We start from the raw sequence: 17,499 nt of genomic DNA on the forward strand, positions 1-17,499 counted from the left end.
ATGGCGAAGAGCGACGACGCAGCAAAAGCACCCGCAGGCAAAGGCAAGCTCAAGCTTATCCTGATGATTGTCGTGGGCCTGCTCCTGGCCATCGGCGCCTCGGTGGGCGGCACCTGGTACATCATGCACAGCAGTGCCAGCAAGCCGGCACCTGCCGCCGAAACCGCCACTAACGCCAAGCAACCGGCAATCTTCGAGCCGATGCTTCCGGCCTTTGTCGCCAACTTCAACCAGAACGGTCGTCAACGCTACCTGCAGGTGAGCATCACTTTGCTGGCGCGTAACCAGTCGGACCTGGATGCCCTCAAGGTGCATATGCCGGTGATCCGCAACAACCTGGTGATGCTGTTCTCCGGGCAGAGTTTCGACACCCTGGCCACCCCGGTGGGCCAGGAAATGCTGCGCCAGAAGGTCACTGCCAGCGTGCAGGAAGTGGCCCAGAAGGAGCTCGGCAAAGTCGTGATCGAGCAGGCGCTCTTCACTAATTTCGTATTGCAGTAGGATCACCCCATGGCCGTGCAGGACCTGCTGTCCCAGGATGAAATCGACGCGCTGTTGCATGGCGTCGACGACGGTCTGGTACAGACTGAAATGGCTGCCGAGCCCGGCAGCGTCAAAAGTTATGACCTGACCAGCCAGGATCGCATCGTCCGTGGACGCATGCCGACCCTTGAGATGATCAACGAACGTTTCGCCCGTTACACCCGGATCAGCATGTTCAACATGCTGCGCCGCTCGGCGGACGTGGCGGTGGGCGGCGTGCAAGTGATGAAGTTCGGCGAGTACGTGCACTCGCTGTACGTGCCCACCAGCCTCAACCTGGTCAAGATCAAGCCATTGCGCGGTACCGCGCTGTTCATCCTCGACGCCAAGCTGGTGTTCAAGCTGGTGGACAACTTCTTCGGCGGTGACGGCCGTCACGCCAAGATCGAAGGCCGTGAATTCACCCCTACCGAATTGCGCGTGGTGCGCATGGTGCTGGAGCAGGCCTTCATTGACTTGAAGGAAGCCTGGCAGGCGATCATGGAAGTCAATTTCGAGTACATCAACTCGGAAGTGAACCCGGCCATGGCCAACATCGTCGGGCCGAGCGAGGCCATTGTGGTGTCCACGTTCCACATCGAGCTCGATGGCGGTGGCGGCGACCTGCACGTGACCATGCCGTATTCGATGATCGAGCCGGTGCGCGAAATGCTCGACGCCGGCTTCCAGTCCGACCTGGACGACCAGGACGAACGCTGGGTCAAGGCCCTGCGCGAAGACCTGCTGGATGTCGACGTGCCGCTGAGCGCTACCGTGGCCCGGCGCCAGTTGCGCCTGCGGGATATTTTGCACATGCAGCCGGGGGACATTATCCCGGTCGAATTGCCGGACGAAATGATCATGCGCGCCAACGGCGTGCCGTCGTTCAAGGTCAAGCTGGGGTCCCACAAGGGCAACCTCGCTTTGCAAGTGGTTGAGCCGATCAACCGTCGCTGATCCCTATTTATGAATGTTTGCTCCGCCGAGGACATGTAATGGCTACCGAACACGAAAACACTTCCGCCGAAGACCAGGCCCTGGCTGACGAGTGGGCTGCGGCCCTGGAAGAAACCGGCGATGTCGGCCAGGACGATATCGACGCACTGCTGGCCGCTGATGCCGCCACAGCACCAGCGGGTAATCGCCTGCCCATGGAAGAGTTCGGCAGCGTGCCGAAGAACAACGACCCGGTGACCCTCGATGGGCCGAACCTGGACGTGATCCTCGACATCCCGGTGTCGATCTCCATGGAAGTGGGCAGCACCGACATCAACATCCGCAACCTGCTGCAACTCAACCAGGGCTCGGTGATCGAGCTGGATCGCCTGGCCGGTGAGCCGCTGGACGTGCTGGTCAACGGCACCCTGATCGCCCACGGCGAAGTGGTGGTGGTCAACGAAAAGTTCGGCATCCGCCTGACCGACGTGATCAGCCCAAGCGAACGCATCAAGAAGTTGCGCTGATATGAAACGGCTGATGGTGGGACTGTTCGCCGCGCTGCCATTGGCGGCGTGGGCGGCGGAGCCGGTAGCCCAGGTTGCCGCTGCGCCCGTCGGCGGCAGCGTTGGCGGGCAACTGACGCAGTTGGTGCTGGGCCTGTTGCTGGTGGTCGGCTTGATCTTCGTGTTGGCCTGGCTGATGCGGCGCGTGCAGAGCATCGGTCCGGGCAATGCCCAGGTCATCGAAATGATCGGCTCGCGCTCCCTCGGTCCGCGTGACCGGCTGGTGCTGGTGCAAGTGGGCGAGGAACAGATCCTGCTGGGCATTACCCCCGGCCGAATCACGCCGCTGCATGTGCTCAAGACCCCGGTGCCAACCACCCAATCCCAGCCCGCCACGCCAGAATTCGCCCAGCGCCTGATGGAATTGCTGGGCAAGGATCAGAAGGATAAGAAGTAATGCGCGTTTTATTGACGCTCATGCTGTTGCTGGCCACGCCATTGGCGCTGGCCGCCGACCCGTTGTCGATCCCGGCGATTACGCTGGGTACCAACGCGGCGGGGGCCCAGGAGTATTCGGTCAGCCTGCAGATCCTGCTGATCATGACTGCGCTGAGCTTTATCCCGGCGTTTGTCATGCTGATGACCAGCTTTACGCGGATCATCATTGTGTTCTCGATCCTGCGTCAGGCCCTGGGCCTGCAGCAGACGCCGTCGAACCAGATCCTCACCGGCATGGCGTTGTTCTTGACGATGTTCATCATGGCGCCGGTGTTCGACAAGGTGAACCAGCAAGCCCTGCAGCCGTACCTGGCCGAAAAAATGACTGCCCAGGATGCGATCGACAAGGCCCAGGGCCCGATCAAGGATTTCATGCTGTCGCAGACCCGTTCCAGCGACCTTGAGTTGTTCATGCGCCTGTCCAAGCGTACCGACATCGCGACCCCGGACCAGGCGCCGCTGACCATCCTGGTGCCGGCGTTCGTCACCTCGGAACTGAAGACCGCGTTCCAGATCGGCTTCATGATCTTTATCCCGTTCCTGATCATCGACCTGGTGGTGGCGAGCGTGCTGATGGCCATGGGGATGATGATGCTGTCGCCGCTGATTATTTCATTGCCGTTCAAGATCATGCTGTTTGTGCTGGTGGACGGCTGGGCGCTGATTATCGGCACGTTGGCCGGCAGTTTCGGAGGGGTGTGATGTGTTAGGTGAATCAGCATGACCCCAGAAGTCGCCGTCGACCTGTTCCGTGAAGCGCTGTGGCTGACCACCGTGATGGTTGCTGTGCTGGTGGTGCCGAGCCTGTTGGTGGGCCTGCTGGTGGCGATGTTCCAGGCCGCGACCCAGATCAACGAACAGACCTTGAGTTTCCTGCCGCGCCTGCTGGTGATGCTGATCACCCTGATTGTCGCCGGCCCGTGGCTGGTGCAAACCTTCATGGAATACATCCTGCAGCTGTACGGCAGTATTCCGCAGTTGATCGGCTGACCCGATGCAGTCCTTGCTGGCATTGACCGACACCCAGATCAGCACGTGGGTGGCCTCGTTCATCCTGCCGTTGTTCCGGGTGACGGCGGTGCTGATGAGCATGCCGGTGTTCGGTACTACCCTGGTGCCGCGCCGCATCCGCCTGTATTTCGCCGTGGCGATCACCGTGGTGCTGGTGCCGGGCCTGCCGCCGATGCCCCCGGTCAACGCACTCGACCTCAGTGCCTTGATGCTGATTGCCGAGCAGATCCTGATCGGCTCGCTGCTGGGCTTTTCGCTGCAACTGTTCTTCCAGGCGTTCGTGATCGCCGGGCAGATCATCTCGATCCAGATGGGCATGGGCTTCGCGTCCATGGTCGACCCCACCAACGGCGTATCGGCGGCGGTGATCGGGCAGTTCCTGACCATGCTGGTGACCTTGTTGTTCCTGGCCATGAACGGCCACCTGGTGGTGTTCGAGGTGTTGACCGAAAGCTTCACCACCTTGCCGGTAGGCTCCGGGTTGGTGGTCAATCACTTCTGGGAGCTGGTGGGGCGTCTCAGTTGGGTGCTCGGTGCCTCGCTGTTGCTGGTACTGCCGGCGATCACGGCCTTGCTGGTGGTCAACATCGCGTTTGGCGTCATGACCCGCGCGGCGCCACAGCTGAACATTTTCTCCATTGGTTTCCCCTTGACCCTGGTGCTGGGCATGGGGATTTTCTGGGTCGGCCTGGCTGACATTCTCAATCAGTATCAACCGCTGGCGACCGACGCCTTGCAGTTCCTACGTGATCTGGCACGGGCGCGCTGAGCCATGGCCGAGAGCGAGAGTGGTCAGGACAAGACAGAAGACCCCACGGAGAAACGTAAAAAGGACTCCAGGGAAAAGGGCGAGATTGCCCGTTCCAAGGAACTCAATACCGTTGCGACCATGATGGCCGGAGCCGGTGCCTTGCTGATCTATGGCGGCGGCCTGGCGCTGGACCTGATGGAGCTGATGAAGCACAACTTCACCTTGCCCCGCGATGTGCTGCTCAACCCCGGCTCCATGGGCCAATACCTGCTGCACTCGGGCAAGATCGCGATATTGGCGGTGCAGCCGATCCTGATCACCTTGCTGCTGGCCGCACTGATCGGCCCGGTCGCCCTCGGTGGCTGGCTGTTCGCCGCCGGCAGCATGGCGCCCAAGTTCAGTCGCATGAACCCTGCGGCCGGTCTCAAGCGCATGTTTTCCGCCAAGGCCCTGGTGGAGCTGCTCAAGGCCCTGGCCAAGTTCATCCTGATTCTGTTCGTGGCGCTGATGGTGTTGTCGTCCGACATCGATGACCTGCTGCGCATCGCCCATGAGCCGCTGGAGTCGGCGATCATCCACAGCGTGCAGGTGGTGGGCTGGAGTGCGCTGTGGATGGCTGCCGGGCTGATCATCATCGCGGCGGTGGATGCGCCGATCCAGTTGTGGGAAAGCCACAAGAAACTGCTGATGACCAAGCAGGAAGTGCGCGACGAGCACAAGGACCAGGAAGGCCGCCCCGAGGTCAAGCAACGCATCCGCCAGCTGCAGCGGGAAATGTCCCAGCGCAAGATGATGGCCTCGGTGCCCGACGCCGACGTGGTCATCACCAACCCGACCCACTACGCCGTGGCCCTCAAGTACGACCCGGAGAAGGGCGGCGCGCCGATGCTGCTGGCCAAGGGCAGCGACTTTACCGCGTTGAAAATCCGCGAAATCGCCGTGGCCCACGACATCCTGCTGCTGGAGTCGCCGGAGCTGGCGCGGTCGATCTTCTACTCCACCGACCTTGACCAGGAAATCCCGGCGGGGTTGTACCTGGCCGTGGCCCAGGTGTTGGCGTATGTCTATCAGATTCGCCAATACCGCGCGGGCAAGGGCAAGCGCCCGGATCCGCTCAAGGATCTGCCGATTCCACCGGAGTTGCGTCGCGATTCTTGACCTCCTACCACTCGTCACTAACTGCCGTCTACCTGTCAACTTTGACAGTAGTCAATCTTATTTCCAGCGCGTTTGATAAGGCTCAGGTCTTAAAACAAGCAGGGTGGAGAAGGTTAATGGCAACCGGCATCGTAAAGTGGTTCAACGCAGAAAAGGGGTTTGGTTTCATCAAGCCGGACGATGGTTCTGAAGATGTATTTGTGCATTACTCGGGGATCGTTTCCGGCGGTTTCAAAAGCCTGGATGAAAACCAAAAGGTCGAATACGTGCTTGCCAACGGTCCCAAGGGGCTGCAGGCAACTGAAGTTAAAACTGTGAGCTAGCCCGCGGGCGCTAGTTTCGCTGTCGGCAATGGATGTACAAAAAGAGTCGACTGTGGGAGGGGACTTGTCCCCTCCCACAGTTGGAGTGTTTACATCCGATAGAACTCGGGCGCCTGTAGCGATCCACCTCCTCAAAAGCAAAGTTGGAAGGCTTCTTGCAATACCGCCTCCAGGACGCCTCCCGGCGTCAAAAGTTTGCTTCAAGGAAACGAGGAATACCGGTGGTGGATCGCTCTCAAATGTTCAGCACGGCCCGTGGCACCCTGACTGACCTCTCGCGGGGCAATCTGGGTGTGCCGTTGTTGCTGCTGGTCATGCTGGCAATGATGATGTTGCCGATGCCGCCGTTCCTGCTGGACGTGTTCTTCACCTTCAACATCGCCCTGTCCGTCGTCGTCCTGCTGGTGTGCGTCTACGCCTTGCGGCCGCTGGATTTCGCGGTGTTCCCGACGATCCTGCTGGTGGCAACCCTGTTGCGCCTGGCGCTGAACGTGGCGTCCACCCGTGTGGTCATGCTCCACGGCCAGGACGGCCACGCCGCTGCCGGTAAGGTGATCCAGGCCTTCGGTGAGGTGGTGATCGGCGGTAACTACGTGGTCGGTATCGTGGTGTTCGCGATCCTCATGATCATCAACTTCGTGGTGGTGACCAAGGGTGCCGGACGGATTTCCGAGGTGAGCGCACGCTTTACCCTCGACGCCATGCCCGGCAAGCAGATGGCCATCGACGCCGACCTCAACGCCGGCCTGATCGACCAGAACCAGGCCAAGACCCGCCGCTTGGAAGTCGCCCAGGAAGCCGAGTTCTACGGTTCCATGGACGGTGCCAGCAAATTCGTGCGCGGTGACGCCATCGCCGGCCTGCTGATCCTGTTCATCAACCTGATCGGCGGCATGGCGGTCGGGATCTTCCAGCACGGCATGACCTTCGGCGATGCGGGCAAGGTGTACGCCCTGCTGACCATCGGTGACGGTTTAGTGGCGCAATTGCCATCACTGTTGTTATCTACAGCTGCCGCCATCATGGTGACCCGTGCTTCGGGCTCCGAAGACATGGGCAAGCAGATCAGCCGCCAGATGTTTGCCTCGCCCAAGGCCCTGGCCGTGGCGGCCGGCATCATGGCGATCATGGGGATCGTGCCGGGCATGCCCCATGTGTCGTTCCTGAGCATGGCGGCCCTGGCCGGCGGCGCGGCCTACCTGTTCTGGAAAAAGCAGAATGCGGTCAAGGTCCAGGCCCAGCAAGAGATCGCCCGCCAGCAGGAACTGCTGCCGTCCCCGGCCCGCGCCCAGGAAACCAAGGAGTTGGGCTGGGACGACGTGACCCCGATCGACATGATCGGCCTGGAAGTCGGCTACCGCTTGATTCCGCTGGTGGACCGCAACCAGGGCGGCCAGTTGCTCGCGCGGATCAAGGGCGTGCGCAAGAAGCTGTCCCAGGACCTGGGCTTCCTGATGCCCACCGTGCATATCCGCGACAACCTCGACCTGGCCCCGAGTGCCTACCGCCTGACCCTGATGGGCGTGATTCTGGCTGAAGCCGAGATCTACCCGGACCGCGAGCTGGCAATCAACCCCGGCCAGGTATTCGGCAGCCTCAACGGCATTACCGCCAAAGATCCGGCTTTTGGCCTGGAGGCGGTGTGGATCGAAATCAGCCAGCGCAGCCAGGCGCAGTCCCTGGGCTACACCGTGGTGGACGCCAGCACCGTGGTCGCCACCCACCTCAACCAGATCCTGTACAAGCACTCCCACGAGCTGATCGGCCACGAAGAAGTCCAGCAATTGATGGGCTTGCTGGGCAAGGCCTCGCCAAAACTGGCAGAAGAGCTGGTGCCGGGCGTGCTGTCGTTGTCGCAACTGCTCAAGGTGCTGCAGGCGCTGCTGGCCGAACAGGTGCCGGTACGCGACATTCGCAGCATTGCCGAGGCTATCGCCAACAATGCCGCCAAGAGTCAAGATACCGCCGCGCTGGTGGCGGCGGTGCGTGTCGGATTGTCCCGCGCAATCGTGCAAAGCATTGTAGGGCTTGACTCCGAGCTGCCTGTGATCACCTTGGAGCCAAGGTTGGAACAGATATTGCTCAATAGTATTCAGAAGGCAGGACAAGGCCAGGAAGAGGGCGTTCTGCTGGAGCCAAGCATGGCTGAGAAACTGCAGCGTTCGTTGATCGACGCCGCACAGCGCCAGGAAATGCAGGGCCAACCGGTGATTCTGCTGGTGGCGGGTCCGGTCCGGGCGATGTTGTCGCGGTTTGGACGTCTGGCAGTACCGAATTTGCACGTTTTGGCTTATCAGGAAATTCCTGACAACAAGCAAGTGACTATCGTCGCGACAGTAGGGCCCAACGGCTGAGGGTAGTGGGTTATGCAAGTTAAGCGTTTTTTCGCCGCCGATATGCGTCAGGCCATGAAACTGGTCCGCGATGAGCTGGGCGCCGATGCCGCGATTATCGGTAATCGTCGTATTGCCGGCGGTGTCGAGCTGACGGCTGCCCTGGACTACACCCCCTCGGCATTGGCGCCGCGTGTGCCGAACATGGAACTCGAAGACGAGCTGCGCAAGACCGCTTCGCGCATCGTCTCGGCCCAGGCTGAGCTGAGCATGCGTGGCGACAGCGATGCCTCCACCAATCGCCAGTTGTTCGCCGGCCTGCCGCTGACCGCCGCCGAGCCGCTGGTTGAGCCAACATTCATCGAACCGCCGCGTCCTGCCGCGCCAGCCCCGGCCGCCGCAGTCGACCAGCGCGTCTTCGACTCGATGCGTTTTGAACTCAACGGCCTGCGCGAATTGCTGGAAGTGCAACTGGGTTCGCTGGCCTGGACCCAACTGCAAGGCAGCAAACCGCACCAGGCCAACCTGTGGCGCCGCCTGCAACGCATCGGCCTGTCCGGCCCGTTGTCCCGCGACCTGCTGGCCCTGACCACCGAAATCGAAGAGCCTCGCCAGGCCTGGCGCATGTTGCTGGCCCACCTGGCGCGGATGATCGCCACCCCGGAAATCGAACCCCTGGAAGAGGGCGGTGTGATCGCCATGGTCGGCCCTGCCGGCATGGGCAAGACCACCACCCTGGCCAAGCTGGCGGCGCGCTATGTGCTCAAGTACGGCGCGAACAACATCGCGCTGGTGAGCATGGACAGCTATCGCATCGGCGCCCAGGAACAGCTCAAGACCCTGGGCCGTATCCTCAATGTACCGGTCACCCACGTCGACCCGGGCCAGTCCCTGGCCAACGCGCTCGATCCATTGCTGCGCAAGCGCGTGGTGCTGATCGACACCGCCGGCCTGCAGGCCAGCGATCCGGCGTTGCGCCTGCAACTGGAAAGCCTGGCGGGGCGTGGCATCAAGTCGAAAAATTACCTGGTGCTTGCAACCACCAGCCAGAAACAGGTTCTTACCGCTGCGTACCATAGCTACAAGCGTTGCGGTCTGGCCGGCTGCATCCTGACTAAACTGGATGAAACCGCCAGCCTGGGCGAAGTGTTGAGCCTGGCTATCAGCCATGAACTACCGGTTGCCTACCTGACCGACGGGCCGCGGATCCCGGATGATTTGCATCTGCCGCGCCGTCATCAACTGGTCAGCCGCGCCGTCAGCGTGCAAATGCAAGAAGAGCCTAGCGAGGAAGCGATGGCCGATATGTTCGCCGACCTTTACCACAAGCCTGCAAAACGGGTGGGTTGAGGTGCGATGAACACCGTGAAATGTACCTACATCGATGGTCTGCAAGCGACTCACGCGGCCAAGCCATGTAGCCTGCGTCTAAGCAAGACAAGGTAAAGAAATAAAATGGGCAGCATGCATCCCGTACAGGTGATCGCGGTGACCGGCGGCAAAGGTGGCGTCGGGAAAACTAACGTGTCAGTGAATTTGTCCCTGGCCCTGGCAGAGCTTGGCCGTCGCGTCATGCTGCTGGATGCTGACCTGGGGCTGGCGAACGTCGACGTTCTGCTGGGACTGACGCCCAAACATACCCTGGCCGATGTGATCGAGGGGCGCTGTGAGCTGCGCGACGTGCTGCTCCAGGGCCCTGGCGGGATCCGCATCGTGCCGGCCGCCTCCGGTACCCAGAGCATGGTGCACCTGAGCCCGGCGCAGCATGCCGGCCTGATCCAGGCATTCAGTGACATCGGCGACAACCTCGACGTGCTGGTGATCGACACCGCCGCCGGAATCGGCGAGTCCGTGGTCAGCTTCGTGCGCGCGGCGCAGGAAGTCTTGCTGGTGGTCTGCGATGAACCCACCTCGATCACCGACGCCTACGCCCTGATCAAACTGCTTAACCGTGACTACGGCATGAACCGCTTCCGCGTCCTGGCCAACATGGCCCAGAGCCCGCAGGAAGGCCGCAACCTGTTCGCCAAGTTGACCAAGGTCACGGATCGCTTTCTCGATGTCGCCTTACAATACGTCGGTGCAGTTCCCTATGACGAGTGTGTGCGCAAGGCTGTGCAAAAGCAGCGTGCAGTCTACGAAGCATTCCCTCGTTCCAAGTGCGCATTGGCGTTCAAGGCTATTGCCCAGAAGGTCGATACCTGGCCGTTGCCTGCCAACCCTCGGGGGCATCTGGAGTTTTTCGTCGAGCGATTGGTGCATCAGACGAGTGCAGGACCGGTGCTATGACAGCGAACGGCTATAACGCTTACAAGAAATCTGCCCGTGACAGCCAGGGCGAGTTGATCGAGCGCTATGCGCCACTGGTCAAGCGCATCGCCTATCACCTGCTGGCACGCCTGCCCGCCAGCGTCCAGGTCGAAGACCTGATCCAGGCGGGCATGATCGGCCTGCTCGAAGTGTCGACCAAGTACGACGCGAGCAAGGGCGCGAGCTTCGAGACGTATGCGGGGATCCGCATCCGTGGCGCGATGCTCGACGAAGTGCGCAAGGGTGACTGGGCGCCGCGTTCGGTGCACCGCAATACACGCATGGTCAGTGACGCAATTCGTGCAATTGAAGCAAAAACCGGTCGCGACGCTAAAGATCACGAAGTTGCGGCCGAACTCCAATTGAGTCTCGACGATTATTACGGGATTTTGAACGATACCTTGGGCAGCCGCCTGTTCAGTTTCGACGACCTGTTGCAGGACGGCGAACACGAAGGGCTGCACGAGGACGGCGCGAGCGCGCATATGGAGCCGTCCCGTGACCTGGAAGATGAGCGTTTCCAGGGTGCGTTGGCGGACGCCATTGCCAACTTGCCGGAGCGTGAGCGGTTGGTATTGGCGCTGTACTACGACGAAGAGCTGAACCTCAAGGAAATCGGTGAGGTCCTGGGGGTCAGCGAATCCCGTGTCAGCCAGTTGCATAGCCAGTGCGCGGCCCGCTTGCGGGGGCGTCTGGGAGAGTGGCGAGCGCGCTGACAGGCAGTGTGGGGAGCATTGCAAAGCGATACCGCGAAGGTGATAGGCCTTCGCGGGCTCGGGCCGTGGTGCCCTTGGCAGTCCTTTTTGTGTAATGCCTGTTGATTGAAATGGCGCGTCCAGGTGCTGGGCGCGTTTAAGACTGCTTGGAGGTCGAATTGGACAAGAACATGAAAATCCTCATCGTTGATGACTTCTCAACGATGCGGCGGATCATAAAAAACCTGTTGCGTGACCTTGGGTTCACAAACACGGTCGAGGCGGATGACGGCCTGACGGCGATTCCGATCCTCAACAGCGGGAGCATCGACTTTCTGGTAACGGACTGGAACATGCCGGGGATGACCGGTATCGACTTGTTGCGCCACGTGCGTGCCGACGAAAAATTGCGCAGCCTTCCCGTGTTGATGGTGACCGCCGAAGCCAAGCGTGAACAGATCATCGAAGCCGCCCAGGCCGGGGTCAACGGTTACGTGGTCAAACCATTCACTGCACAGGCCTTGAAAGAGAAGATCGAAAAGATCTTCGAACGCATCCACGGCTGATGCCATCGCGGGGGAGCTATGGAGCATAAAGAAACGTCACAGGGAGACTTTGAGTCGACCCTGAAAAAGCATGCTCACCAGTTGGTTGACAGCCTTGAAAAAGGCCAGTTCGGCGATGCGGTGCAGTTGATCCATGAGCTCAACCAGACCCGTGACCGAGGCCTGTACCAGGAAGTGGGCAAGCTCACACGCGAGCTGCACAGCGCGATCGTCAATTTCCAGATTGACCCGCACATGCCCCAGGCCGAAGAGATTTCGCAGATCACCGACGCCACCGAACGCCTGTCCTATGTGGTCAGGCTGACCGAGGCGGCGGCCAACCGCACCATGGACCTGGTGGAAAACGCCACGCCCCTGGTCAACGGCATGGCCACGGAAGCCCACGCCCTGAGCGTTGACTGGGGCCGCTTCATGCGCCGTGAAGTCGGTGCGGAAGAGTTTCGTGAGCTGGCCCGTCGGGTCGAAGGGTTTTTGTCACGCAGCGAGCAGGAAAACCGCATGGTTTCCAGCAACCTCAATGACATTCTGCTCGCCCAGGATTACCAGGACCTGACCGGTCAGGTGATCAAGCGTGTGACCCAGTTGGTCACCGAAGTGGAAAGCAACCTGCTCAAATTGGTACTCATGGCCGGCCAGGTCGACCGTTTTGCCGGCATCGAACATGACCGCGAAGCGATCCTCTCTGAAAAAGATCCACAAAAACATCTCGCCAAGGGTGAAGGTCCGCAGATTCATGCCGATAAACGTGAAGACGTTGTGTCAGGTCAGGATGACGTAGATGACCTGTTATCCAGTTTAGGCTTCTAAGGAGCACCCACATGAGCTTCGGCGCCGATGAAGAGATCCTTCAGGATTTCCTTGTAGAGGCCGGCGAAATTTTAGAGCAACTGTCCGAACAACTGGTCGAGCTGGAAAGCCGCCCGGATGATGCGAACCTGCTCAATGCAATTTTTCGCGGTTTTCATACTGTAAAAGGGGGCGCCGGCTTCCTCCAGCTCCATGAGCTGGTGGAGTGCTGCCACATCGCCGAGAACGTGTTCGACATCCTGCGCAAGGGTGAGCGTCACGTTGATTCGGAGTTGATGGACGTGATTCTCGAAGCACTGGATGCGGTCAACGGCATGTTCAGCGAAGTGCGCGAGCGTGCCCCGATCACCGCAGCCACTCCGGAACTGCTGGCCGCCCTGGCGCGCTATGCCGAGCCGGCCGACACCACGGCAGCGCCGGTGGTCGAAGTCGTACCGGAACCAGTGGCGGAGCCTGAAGCGGATGTGACGGACAGCGAGTTCGAGCAACTGCTCAGTTCCCTCAGTGCCGTCAAGGCCGAAGCCGAAGCGCCGGCTGCGGTTGCCCCGGCTGCCCCGGCTGCCGCGCCGACCAGCGAGGACATTACCGACGCTGAGTTCGAGTCCCTGCTCGATCAATTGCACGGCAAGGGCCAGTTCGCTGCCGACGCCGTGGCGCCTGCCGGTGCCGCCGCCGGTGCTGCGGAGGTGCCCGCCGCTTCTGCCAGCACCGACATCACTGACGATGAATTCGAAGCGTTGCTCGACCAGTTGCATGGCAAGGGCACCTTCGCGGCCGATGCCTTGCCGGCAGTCGCCGCTACGGCCGCGGCCCCGGCAGCACCCGCTGCAGGCGCCAAGCCTGCGGACGATGGGTTGATCTCCGATCACGAGTTCGAAGCACTGCTGGACGATCTGCACGGCAAGGGCAAGTTCACCGAAGTCGCCCCGGCCGCTGCTGCAGCCACGGCGGCACCGGTTGCCGCCAAAGCCGCCGCGCCCGCCGCCAAGCCTGCGCCTGCGCCGGCTGCTGCCCCGGCGCCAGCGCGTGCCGCTGCGGCACCGGTCGCGGAAAAACCGGCCAGTGAAGCCGAAACCACCGTGCGGGTCGATACCGCACGGCTGGACGACATCATGAACATGGTCGGCGAGCTGGTACTGGTGCGTAACCGCCTGGTGCGCCTGGGCTTGAGCAGTGGCGATGAAGCCATGCAGAAGGCCGTGTCGAACCTCGACGTGGTCACCGCCGACCTGCAGACCGCCGTGATGAAAACGCGCATGCAGCCGATCAAGAAAGTCTTCGGCCGCTTCCCGCGCCTGGTCCGCGACCTCGCGCGCCAGCTGAAGAAAGAGATCAACCTGGAACTGGTGGGTGAAGAAACCGACCTCGACAAGAACCTTGTCGAGGCCCTGGCCGACCCGCTGGTCCACTTGGTGCGCAACGCTGTCGACCACGGTGTCGAAACCCCGGAAGAACGCGAAGCCTCGGGCAAGTCCCGTGGCGGCAAGGTGATCCTGGCGGCGGAGCAGGAAGGCGACCACATCCTGCTGTCGATCACCGATGACGGCAAGGGCATGGACCCGACCATCCTGCGCAATATCGCGGTCAAGCGTGGCGTGATGGACAAGGACGCCGCCGACCGCCTGACCGACACCGAGTGCTACAACCTGATCTTCGCCCCCGGCTTCTCGACCAAGACCGAGATTTCCGACGTGTCGGGCCGTGGCGTGGGCATGGACGTGGTGAAGACCAAGATCAGCCAGCTCAACGGCTCGATCAACATCTACTCGACCAAGGGCCAGGGCTCCAAGATCGTCATCAAGGTGCCGTTGACCCTGGCGATCATGCCGACCCTGATGGTGATGCTGGGCAACCAGGCGTTCGCCTTCCCGCTGGTCAACGTCAACGAGATCTTCCACCTCGACCTGTCGCGCACCAACGTGGTCGACGGCCAGGAAGTGGTGATCGTGCGGGACAAGGCGTTGCCCCTGTTCTACCTCAAGCGCTGGCTGGTTGCATCGGCCGCCCATGAAGAGCAGCGCGAAGGCCACGTGGTGATCCTCTCCGTGGGCACCCAGCGTATCGGCTTTGTCGTCGATCAACTGGTTGGCCAGGAAGAAGTGGTCATCAAGCCTTTGGGCAAAATGCTGCAGGGAACCCCGGGCATGTCGGGCGCGACCATCACCGGTGACGGTCGGATCGCGCTGATTCTCGATGTTCCGAGCATGCTCAAGCGTTACGCCGCTCGGCGTATTTGATTCTGGTGGGGCAGGGCGGTATTGCCCGCCCCACCTAACGGAGTGTTTATGGCAGTCAAGGTCCTGGTGGTGGACGATTCGGGTTTCTTCCGCCGCCGCGTCTCGGAAATTCTTTCCGCCGATCCAAGCATCCAGGTGGTCGGCACGGCCACCAACGGCAAAGAGGCGATTGATCAAGCCATTGCGTTGAAGCCGGACGTGATCACCATGGACTACGAGATGCCGATGATGGATGGCATCACGGCAGTCCGGCACATCATGCAACGCTGCCCGACCCCGGTATTGATGTTCTCCTCGCTGACCCACGAAGGCGCCCGAGTGACCCTCGATGCGTTGGATGCGGGGGCGGTGGACTTCCTGCCGAAGAATTTCGAAGACATCTCGCGCAACCCCGAGAAGGTCAAGCAACTGCTGTGCGAGAAAGTCCACAGTATTTCCCGCAGCAACCGCCGCAGCCTGTTCAGCGCGCCAGCCCCTGCGCCGGTACCGGTTGCTGCGCCGGCGGCGCCTGCCGGTTCCACGTTTGGCCGCCCGGCACCTGCGCCGGTTGCACGGCCTGCCGCGCCGCCGGTACGAACGTCGGCACCGGCGGCGGCCCATTCGCCTGCGCCCAAGCGCAAGGCCTATAAGCTGGTCGCCATCGGCACCTCCACCGGCGGCCCGGTCGCCTTGCAGCGCGTGTTGACCCAATTGCCGGCCAACTTCCCGGCGCCGATCGTGTTGATCCAGCATATGCCCGCCGCGTTCACCAAGGCCTTCGCCGAGCGCCTGGACAAGCTGTGCCGCATCAGCGTCAAGGAAGCCGAGGATGGCGACATCCTGCGTCCTGGCCTGGCGTTGCTGGCCCCGGGCGGCAAGCAGATGATGGTCGACGGCCGTGGCGCGATCAAAATCCTGCCGGGCGATGAGCGCCTCAACTACAAGCCGTGCGTGGACATCACCTTCGGTTCGGCGGCCAAGTCCTACGGCGACAAAGTTCTGGCGGTGGTGCTCACCGGCATGGGCGCCGACGGCCGTGAAGGCGCGCGCCTGCTCAAGCAGGGCGGCAGTGCGATCTGGGCCCAGGACGAAGCCAGCTGCGTGATCTATGGCATGCCCATGGCCATCGTCAAGGCTGACCTGGCCGACGCCGTCTACAGCCTGGACGACATCGGCAGGCATCTGGTGGAGGCCTGCCTCTGATGGATGTATTGAGCCTGATCGGCATCATCCTGGCGTTTGTCGCCATTATTGGCGGCAACTACCTCGAAGGCGGTCACCTGGGCGCCCTGGCCAACGGCCCGGCGGCGCTGATCGTGATTGGCGGCACGGTGGGCGCCGCGTTGCTGCAGTCACCGATGAGTTCGTTCAAGCGCGCGATGCAGATCCTCATCTGGATCATTTTTCCGCCGCGTGTCGACCTGGCCGGTGGCATCGATCGTGTGGTCAACTGGAGCCTCACCGCACGCAAGGAAGGCCTGCTGGGCCTCGAAGGCGTGGCCGATGCCGAACCCGACAGCTATTCGCGCAAAGGCCTGCAATTGCTGGTGGACGGCGCCGAGCCGGAAGCGATCCGCAGCATCCTCGAGGTGGATTTCTACACCCAGGAAAGCCGCGACATCAACGCCGCCAAAGTGTTTGAAAGCATGGGCGGCTACGCGCCGACCATCGGCATCATCGGCGCGGTGATGGGCCTGATCCACGTGATGGGCAACCTGGCCGATCCGTCGCAGTTGGGCAGCGGCATTGCCGTGGCGTTCGTTGCCACCATCTACGGGGTGGCCAGTGCCAACCTGGTGCTGTTGCCGGTGGCCAGCAAGCTCAAGTCGATTGCCATGCGCCAGTCGCGCTATCGCGAGATGCTGCTCGAAGGCATCCTGTCGATTGCCGAGGGCGAGAACCCGCGCTCCATCGAATTGAAGCTCCAGGGCTTCATGGATTGATGGGGAGTATTGCCAATGAGCCGTCGCCGTCGCGAGCCTGAAGAACACGTCAACCACGAGCGGTGGCTGGTGTCCTATGCGGACTTCATCACCTTGCTGTTCGCCTTTTTCGTGGTGATGTACTCCATCTCGTCGATCAACGAAGGCAAGTACAAGGTCATTTCCCAGGCGTTGATCGGTGTGTTCAACGACGCCGACCGTTCGCTCAAGCCGATCCCGATTGGCGAAGAGCGGCCCAGGACCGTGACCCCGGCCAAGCCGCTGGTCAACGACAGCGACGAAACCGCTGCCGGCGTGGGCGGCACCAGTGATCCGCTGAAAAGCATCGCCGACGACATCAGTGCCGCGTTTGGCGACCTGATCAGCTCCAACCAGATGACCGTGCGCGGCAATGAGTTGTGGGTGGAGATCGAGCTCAATTCCAGCCTGCTGTTCGCCAGTGCCGATGCATTGCCCAGCGACCAGGCGTTCACCATCATCGACAAGGTGGCGGCGATCCTCAAACCGTTTGAAAACCCGATCCACGTTGAAGGCTTTACCGACAATGTGCCGATCAGTACCGCGCAGTACCCGACCAACTGGGAGCTGTCATCGGCCCGTGCCGCAAGCATCGTGCGCATGCTCGCGATGCAGGGCGTGAACCCTGGACGCCTGGCGTCGGTGGGGTATGGCGAGTTCCAGCCGGTGGCCAATAACGCCACGCTCGAAGGCCGCGCACGCAACCGTCGGGTGGTGCTGGTGGTGTCCCGAAACCTGGAGGTGCGCCGTAGCCTGACCGGCACTGGTACCGCCAATGCAACACCGGATGCGGCCTTGAAGCGCGCTGGCACACAAACTGCACCGGCCCCTGCAAAGCCGCCGGTTCAGCAGAGTGCCGTCAATTCTCCGTCGCCGGCTCAATAACCTTATGCAATGTCTCGGTCG

The 17,499-nt window shown here is 61.6% G+C and carries 19 protein-coding genes; all 19 read left to right on the forward strand.

Annotated features, from left to right (window positions below):
- Positions 1–501 carry a flagellar basal body-associated protein FliL gene (fliL, locus tag B9N88_RS06415; protein WP_027603858.1) on the forward strand — a complete coding sequence of 167 codons (501 nt, stop codon included), beginning with the start codon at positions 1–3 and terminating at the stop codon, positions 499–501.
- A gap of 9 nt (positions 502–510) precedes the next feature.
- Positions 511–1,479 (forward strand): flagellar motor switch protein FliM, encoded by a 969-nt coding sequence (gene fliM, locus B9N88_RS06420; protein ID WP_027603859.1) that lies wholly within the window; start codon positions 511–513, stop codon positions 1,477–1,479.
- Positions 1,480–1,517: 38 nt separating this feature from the next.
- Positions 1,518–1,985: a flagellar motor switch protein FliN gene (gene fliN / locus B9N88_RS06425; RefSeq protein ID WP_027603860.1), complete on the forward strand. Its 468-nt coding sequence runs from the start codon at positions 1,518–1,520 to the stop codon at positions 1,983–1,985.
- 1 nt (position 1,986) lies between these two features.
- Positions 1,987–2,421 (forward strand): flagellar biosynthetic protein FliO, encoded by a 435-nt coding sequence (fliO, locus tag B9N88_RS06430; protein ID WP_027603861.1) that lies wholly within the window; start codon positions 1,987–1,989, stop codon positions 2,419–2,421.
- Positions 2,421–3,164 carry a flagellar type III secretion system pore protein FliP gene (gene fliP / locus B9N88_RS06435; protein WP_027603862.1) on the forward strand — a complete coding sequence of 248 codons (744 nt, stop codon included), beginning with the start codon at positions 2,421–2,423 and terminating at the stop codon, positions 3,162–3,164. The genes fliO and fliP overlap by 1 nt, the downstream gene beginning before the upstream one ends.
- 18 nt (positions 3,165–3,182) lie before the next feature.
- Positions 3,183–3,452, forward strand: coding sequence for a flagellar biosynthesis protein FliQ (gene fliQ, locus B9N88_RS06440; protein WP_027603863.1), 270 nt, complete (start codon positions 3,183–3,185; stop codon positions 3,450–3,452).
- Positions 3,453–3,456: 4 nt separating this feature from the next.
- Positions 3,457–4,242, forward strand: a complete 786-nt coding sequence (gene fliR / locus B9N88_RS06445) for a flagellar biosynthetic protein FliR (RefSeq protein WP_027603864.1) — start codon at positions 3,457–3,459, stop codon at positions 4,240–4,242.
- Positions 4,243–4,245: 3 nt separating this feature from the next.
- Entirely contained in the window at positions 4,246–5,382 is a 1,137-nt protein-coding gene (flhB, locus tag B9N88_RS06450; protein WP_027603865.1) for a flagellar biosynthesis protein FlhB, read from the forward strand.
- A gap of 116 nt (positions 5,383–5,498) precedes the next feature.
- Positions 5,499–5,705: a cold-shock protein gene (locus tag B9N88_RS06455; protein ID WP_027603866.1), complete on the forward strand. Its 207-nt coding sequence runs from the start codon at positions 5,499–5,501 to the stop codon at positions 5,703–5,705.
- Positions 5,706–5,944: 239 nt separating this feature from the next.
- Positions 5,945–8,059, forward strand: a complete 2,115-nt coding sequence (flhA, locus tag B9N88_RS06460) for a flagellar biosynthesis protein FlhA (RefSeq protein ID WP_222935394.1) — start codon at positions 5,945–5,947, stop codon at positions 8,057–8,059.
- Between the two features lie 12 nt (positions 8,060–8,071).
- On the forward strand, positions 8,072–9,388 hold the full coding sequence (flhF, locus tag B9N88_RS06465; RefSeq protein WP_027603868.1) for a flagellar biosynthesis protein FlhF: 1,317 nt from the start codon (positions 8,072–8,074) through the stop codon (positions 9,386–9,388).
- 105 nt (positions 9,389–9,493) lie between these two features.
- Entirely contained in the window at positions 9,494–10,327 is an 834-nt protein-coding gene (gene fleN / locus B9N88_RS06470) for a flagellar synthesis regulator FleN (RefSeq protein ID WP_003192912.1), read from the forward strand.
- A complete protein-coding gene (gene fliA, locus B9N88_RS06475) occupies positions 10,324–11,064 on the forward strand; it encodes an RNA polymerase sigma factor FliA (protein WP_015885174.1) in 741 nt (246 codons plus the stop codon). Before fleN ends, fliA begins: the two co-directional genes overlap by 4 nt.
- Positions 11,065–11,234: 170 nt before the next feature.
- Positions 11,235–11,609: a chemotaxis response regulator CheY gene (locus B9N88_RS06480; protein WP_160385018.1), complete on the forward strand. Its 375-nt coding sequence runs from the start codon at positions 11,235–11,237 to the stop codon at positions 11,607–11,609.
- Positions 11,610–11,627: 18 nt separating this feature from the next.
- On the forward strand, positions 11,628–12,416 hold the full coding sequence (locus tag B9N88_RS06485; RefSeq protein ID WP_027603869.1) for a protein phosphatase CheZ: 789 nt from the start codon (positions 11,628–11,630) through the stop codon (positions 12,414–12,416).
- A gap of 11 nt (positions 12,417–12,427) precedes the next feature.
- Positions 12,428–14,653 carry a chemotaxis protein CheA gene (locus B9N88_RS06490; protein WP_027603870.1) on the forward strand — a complete coding sequence of 742 codons (2,226 nt, stop codon included), beginning with the start codon at positions 12,428–12,430 and terminating at the stop codon, positions 14,651–14,653.
- 48 nt (positions 14,654–14,701) lie between these two features.
- Positions 14,702–15,835, forward strand: coding sequence for a protein-glutamate methylesterase/protein-glutamine glutaminase (locus B9N88_RS06495; RefSeq protein WP_027603871.1), 1,134 nt, complete (start codon positions 14,702–14,704; stop codon positions 15,833–15,835).
- Positions 15,835–16,575 carry a flagellar motor protein gene (locus B9N88_RS06500; protein WP_027603872.1) on the forward strand — a complete coding sequence of 247 codons (741 nt, stop codon included), beginning with the start codon at positions 15,835–15,837 and terminating at the stop codon, positions 16,573–16,575. The genes B9N88_RS06495 and B9N88_RS06500 overlap by 1 nt, the downstream gene beginning before the upstream one ends.
- A 15-nt stretch (positions 16,576–16,590) precedes the next feature.
- The gene (motD, locus tag B9N88_RS06505; protein ID WP_027603873.1) at positions 16,591–17,478 is read left to right on the forward strand and encodes a flagellar motor protein MotD; all 888 of its coding nucleotides are present in this window, start codon (positions 16,591–16,593) and stop codon (positions 17,476–17,478) included.
- Positions 17,479–17,499: the final 21 nt, after the last annotated feature.

Origin of the sequence: Pseudomonas sp. LAMO17WK12:I1, from assembly GCF_900177315.1 — a bacterium.
Lineage (GTDB): Bacteria > Pseudomonadota > Gammaproteobacteria > Pseudomonadales > Pseudomonadaceae > Aquipseudomonas > Aquipseudomonas marginalis.

Excerpts from the sequence above, each read along its gene's own strand:
- fliL (WP_027603858.1), top strand. The coding sequence starts at position 1 with ATGGCGAAGAGCGACGACGCAGCAAAAGCACCCGCAGGCAAAGGCAAG.
- fliM (WP_027603859.1), top strand. The coding sequence starts at position 511 with ATGGCCGTGCAGGACCTGCTGTCCCAGGATGAAATCGACGCGCTGTTG.
- fliN (WP_027603860.1), top strand. The coding sequence starts at position 1,518 with ATGGCTACCGAACACGAAAACACTTCCGCCGAAGACCAGGCCCTGGCT.
- fliO (WP_027603861.1), top strand. The coding sequence starts at position 1,987 with ATGAAACGGCTGATGGTGGGACTGTTCGCCGCGCTGCCATTGGCGGCG.
- fliP (WP_027603862.1), top strand. The coding sequence starts at position 2,421 with ATGCGCGTTTTATTGACGCTCATGCTGTTGCTGGCCACGCCATTGGCG.
- fliQ (WP_027603863.1), top strand. The coding sequence starts at position 3,183 with ATGACCCCAGAAGTCGCCGTCGACCTGTTCCGTGAAGCGCTGTGGCTG.
- fliR (WP_027603864.1), top strand. The coding sequence starts at position 3,457 with ATGCAGTCCTTGCTGGCATTGACCGACACCCAGATCAGCACGTGGGTG.
- flhB (WP_027603865.1), top strand. The coding sequence starts at position 4,246 with ATGGCCGAGAGCGAGAGTGGTCAGGACAAGACAGAAGACCCCACGGAG.
- B9N88_RS06455 (WP_027603866.1), top strand. The coding sequence starts at position 5,499 with ATGGCAACCGGCATCGTAAAGTGGTTCAACGCAGAAAAGGGGTTTGGT.
- flhA (WP_222935394.1), top strand. The coding sequence starts at position 5,945 with ATGTTCAGCACGGCCCGTGGCACCCTGACTGACCTCTCGCGGGGCAAT.
- flhF (WP_027603868.1), top strand. The coding sequence starts at position 8,072 with ATGCAAGTTAAGCGTTTTTTCGCCGCCGATATGCGTCAGGCCATGAAA.
- fleN (WP_003192912.1), top strand. The coding sequence starts at position 9,494 with ATGGGCAGCATGCATCCCGTACAGGTGATCGCGGTGACCGGCGGCAAA.
- fliA (WP_015885174.1), top strand. The coding sequence starts at position 10,324 with ATGACAGCGAACGGCTATAACGCTTACAAGAAATCTGCCCGTGACAGC.
- B9N88_RS06480 (WP_160385018.1), top strand. The coding sequence starts at position 11,235 with ATGAAAATCCTCATCGTTGATGACTTCTCAACGATGCGGCGGATCATA.
- B9N88_RS06485 (WP_027603869.1), top strand. The coding sequence starts at position 11,628 with ATGGAGCATAAAGAAACGTCACAGGGAGACTTTGAGTCGACCCTGAAA.
- B9N88_RS06490 (WP_027603870.1), top strand. The coding sequence starts at position 12,428 with ATGAGCTTCGGCGCCGATGAAGAGATCCTTCAGGATTTCCTTGTAGAG.
- B9N88_RS06495 (WP_027603871.1), top strand. The coding sequence starts at position 14,702 with ATGGCAGTCAAGGTCCTGGTGGTGGACGATTCGGGTTTCTTCCGCCGC.
- B9N88_RS06500 (WP_027603872.1), top strand. The coding sequence starts at position 15,835 with ATGGATGTATTGAGCCTGATCGGCATCATCCTGGCGTTTGTCGCCATT.
- motD (WP_027603873.1), top strand. The coding sequence starts at position 16,591 with ATGAGCCGTCGCCGTCGCGAGCCTGAAGAACACGTCAACCACGAGCGG.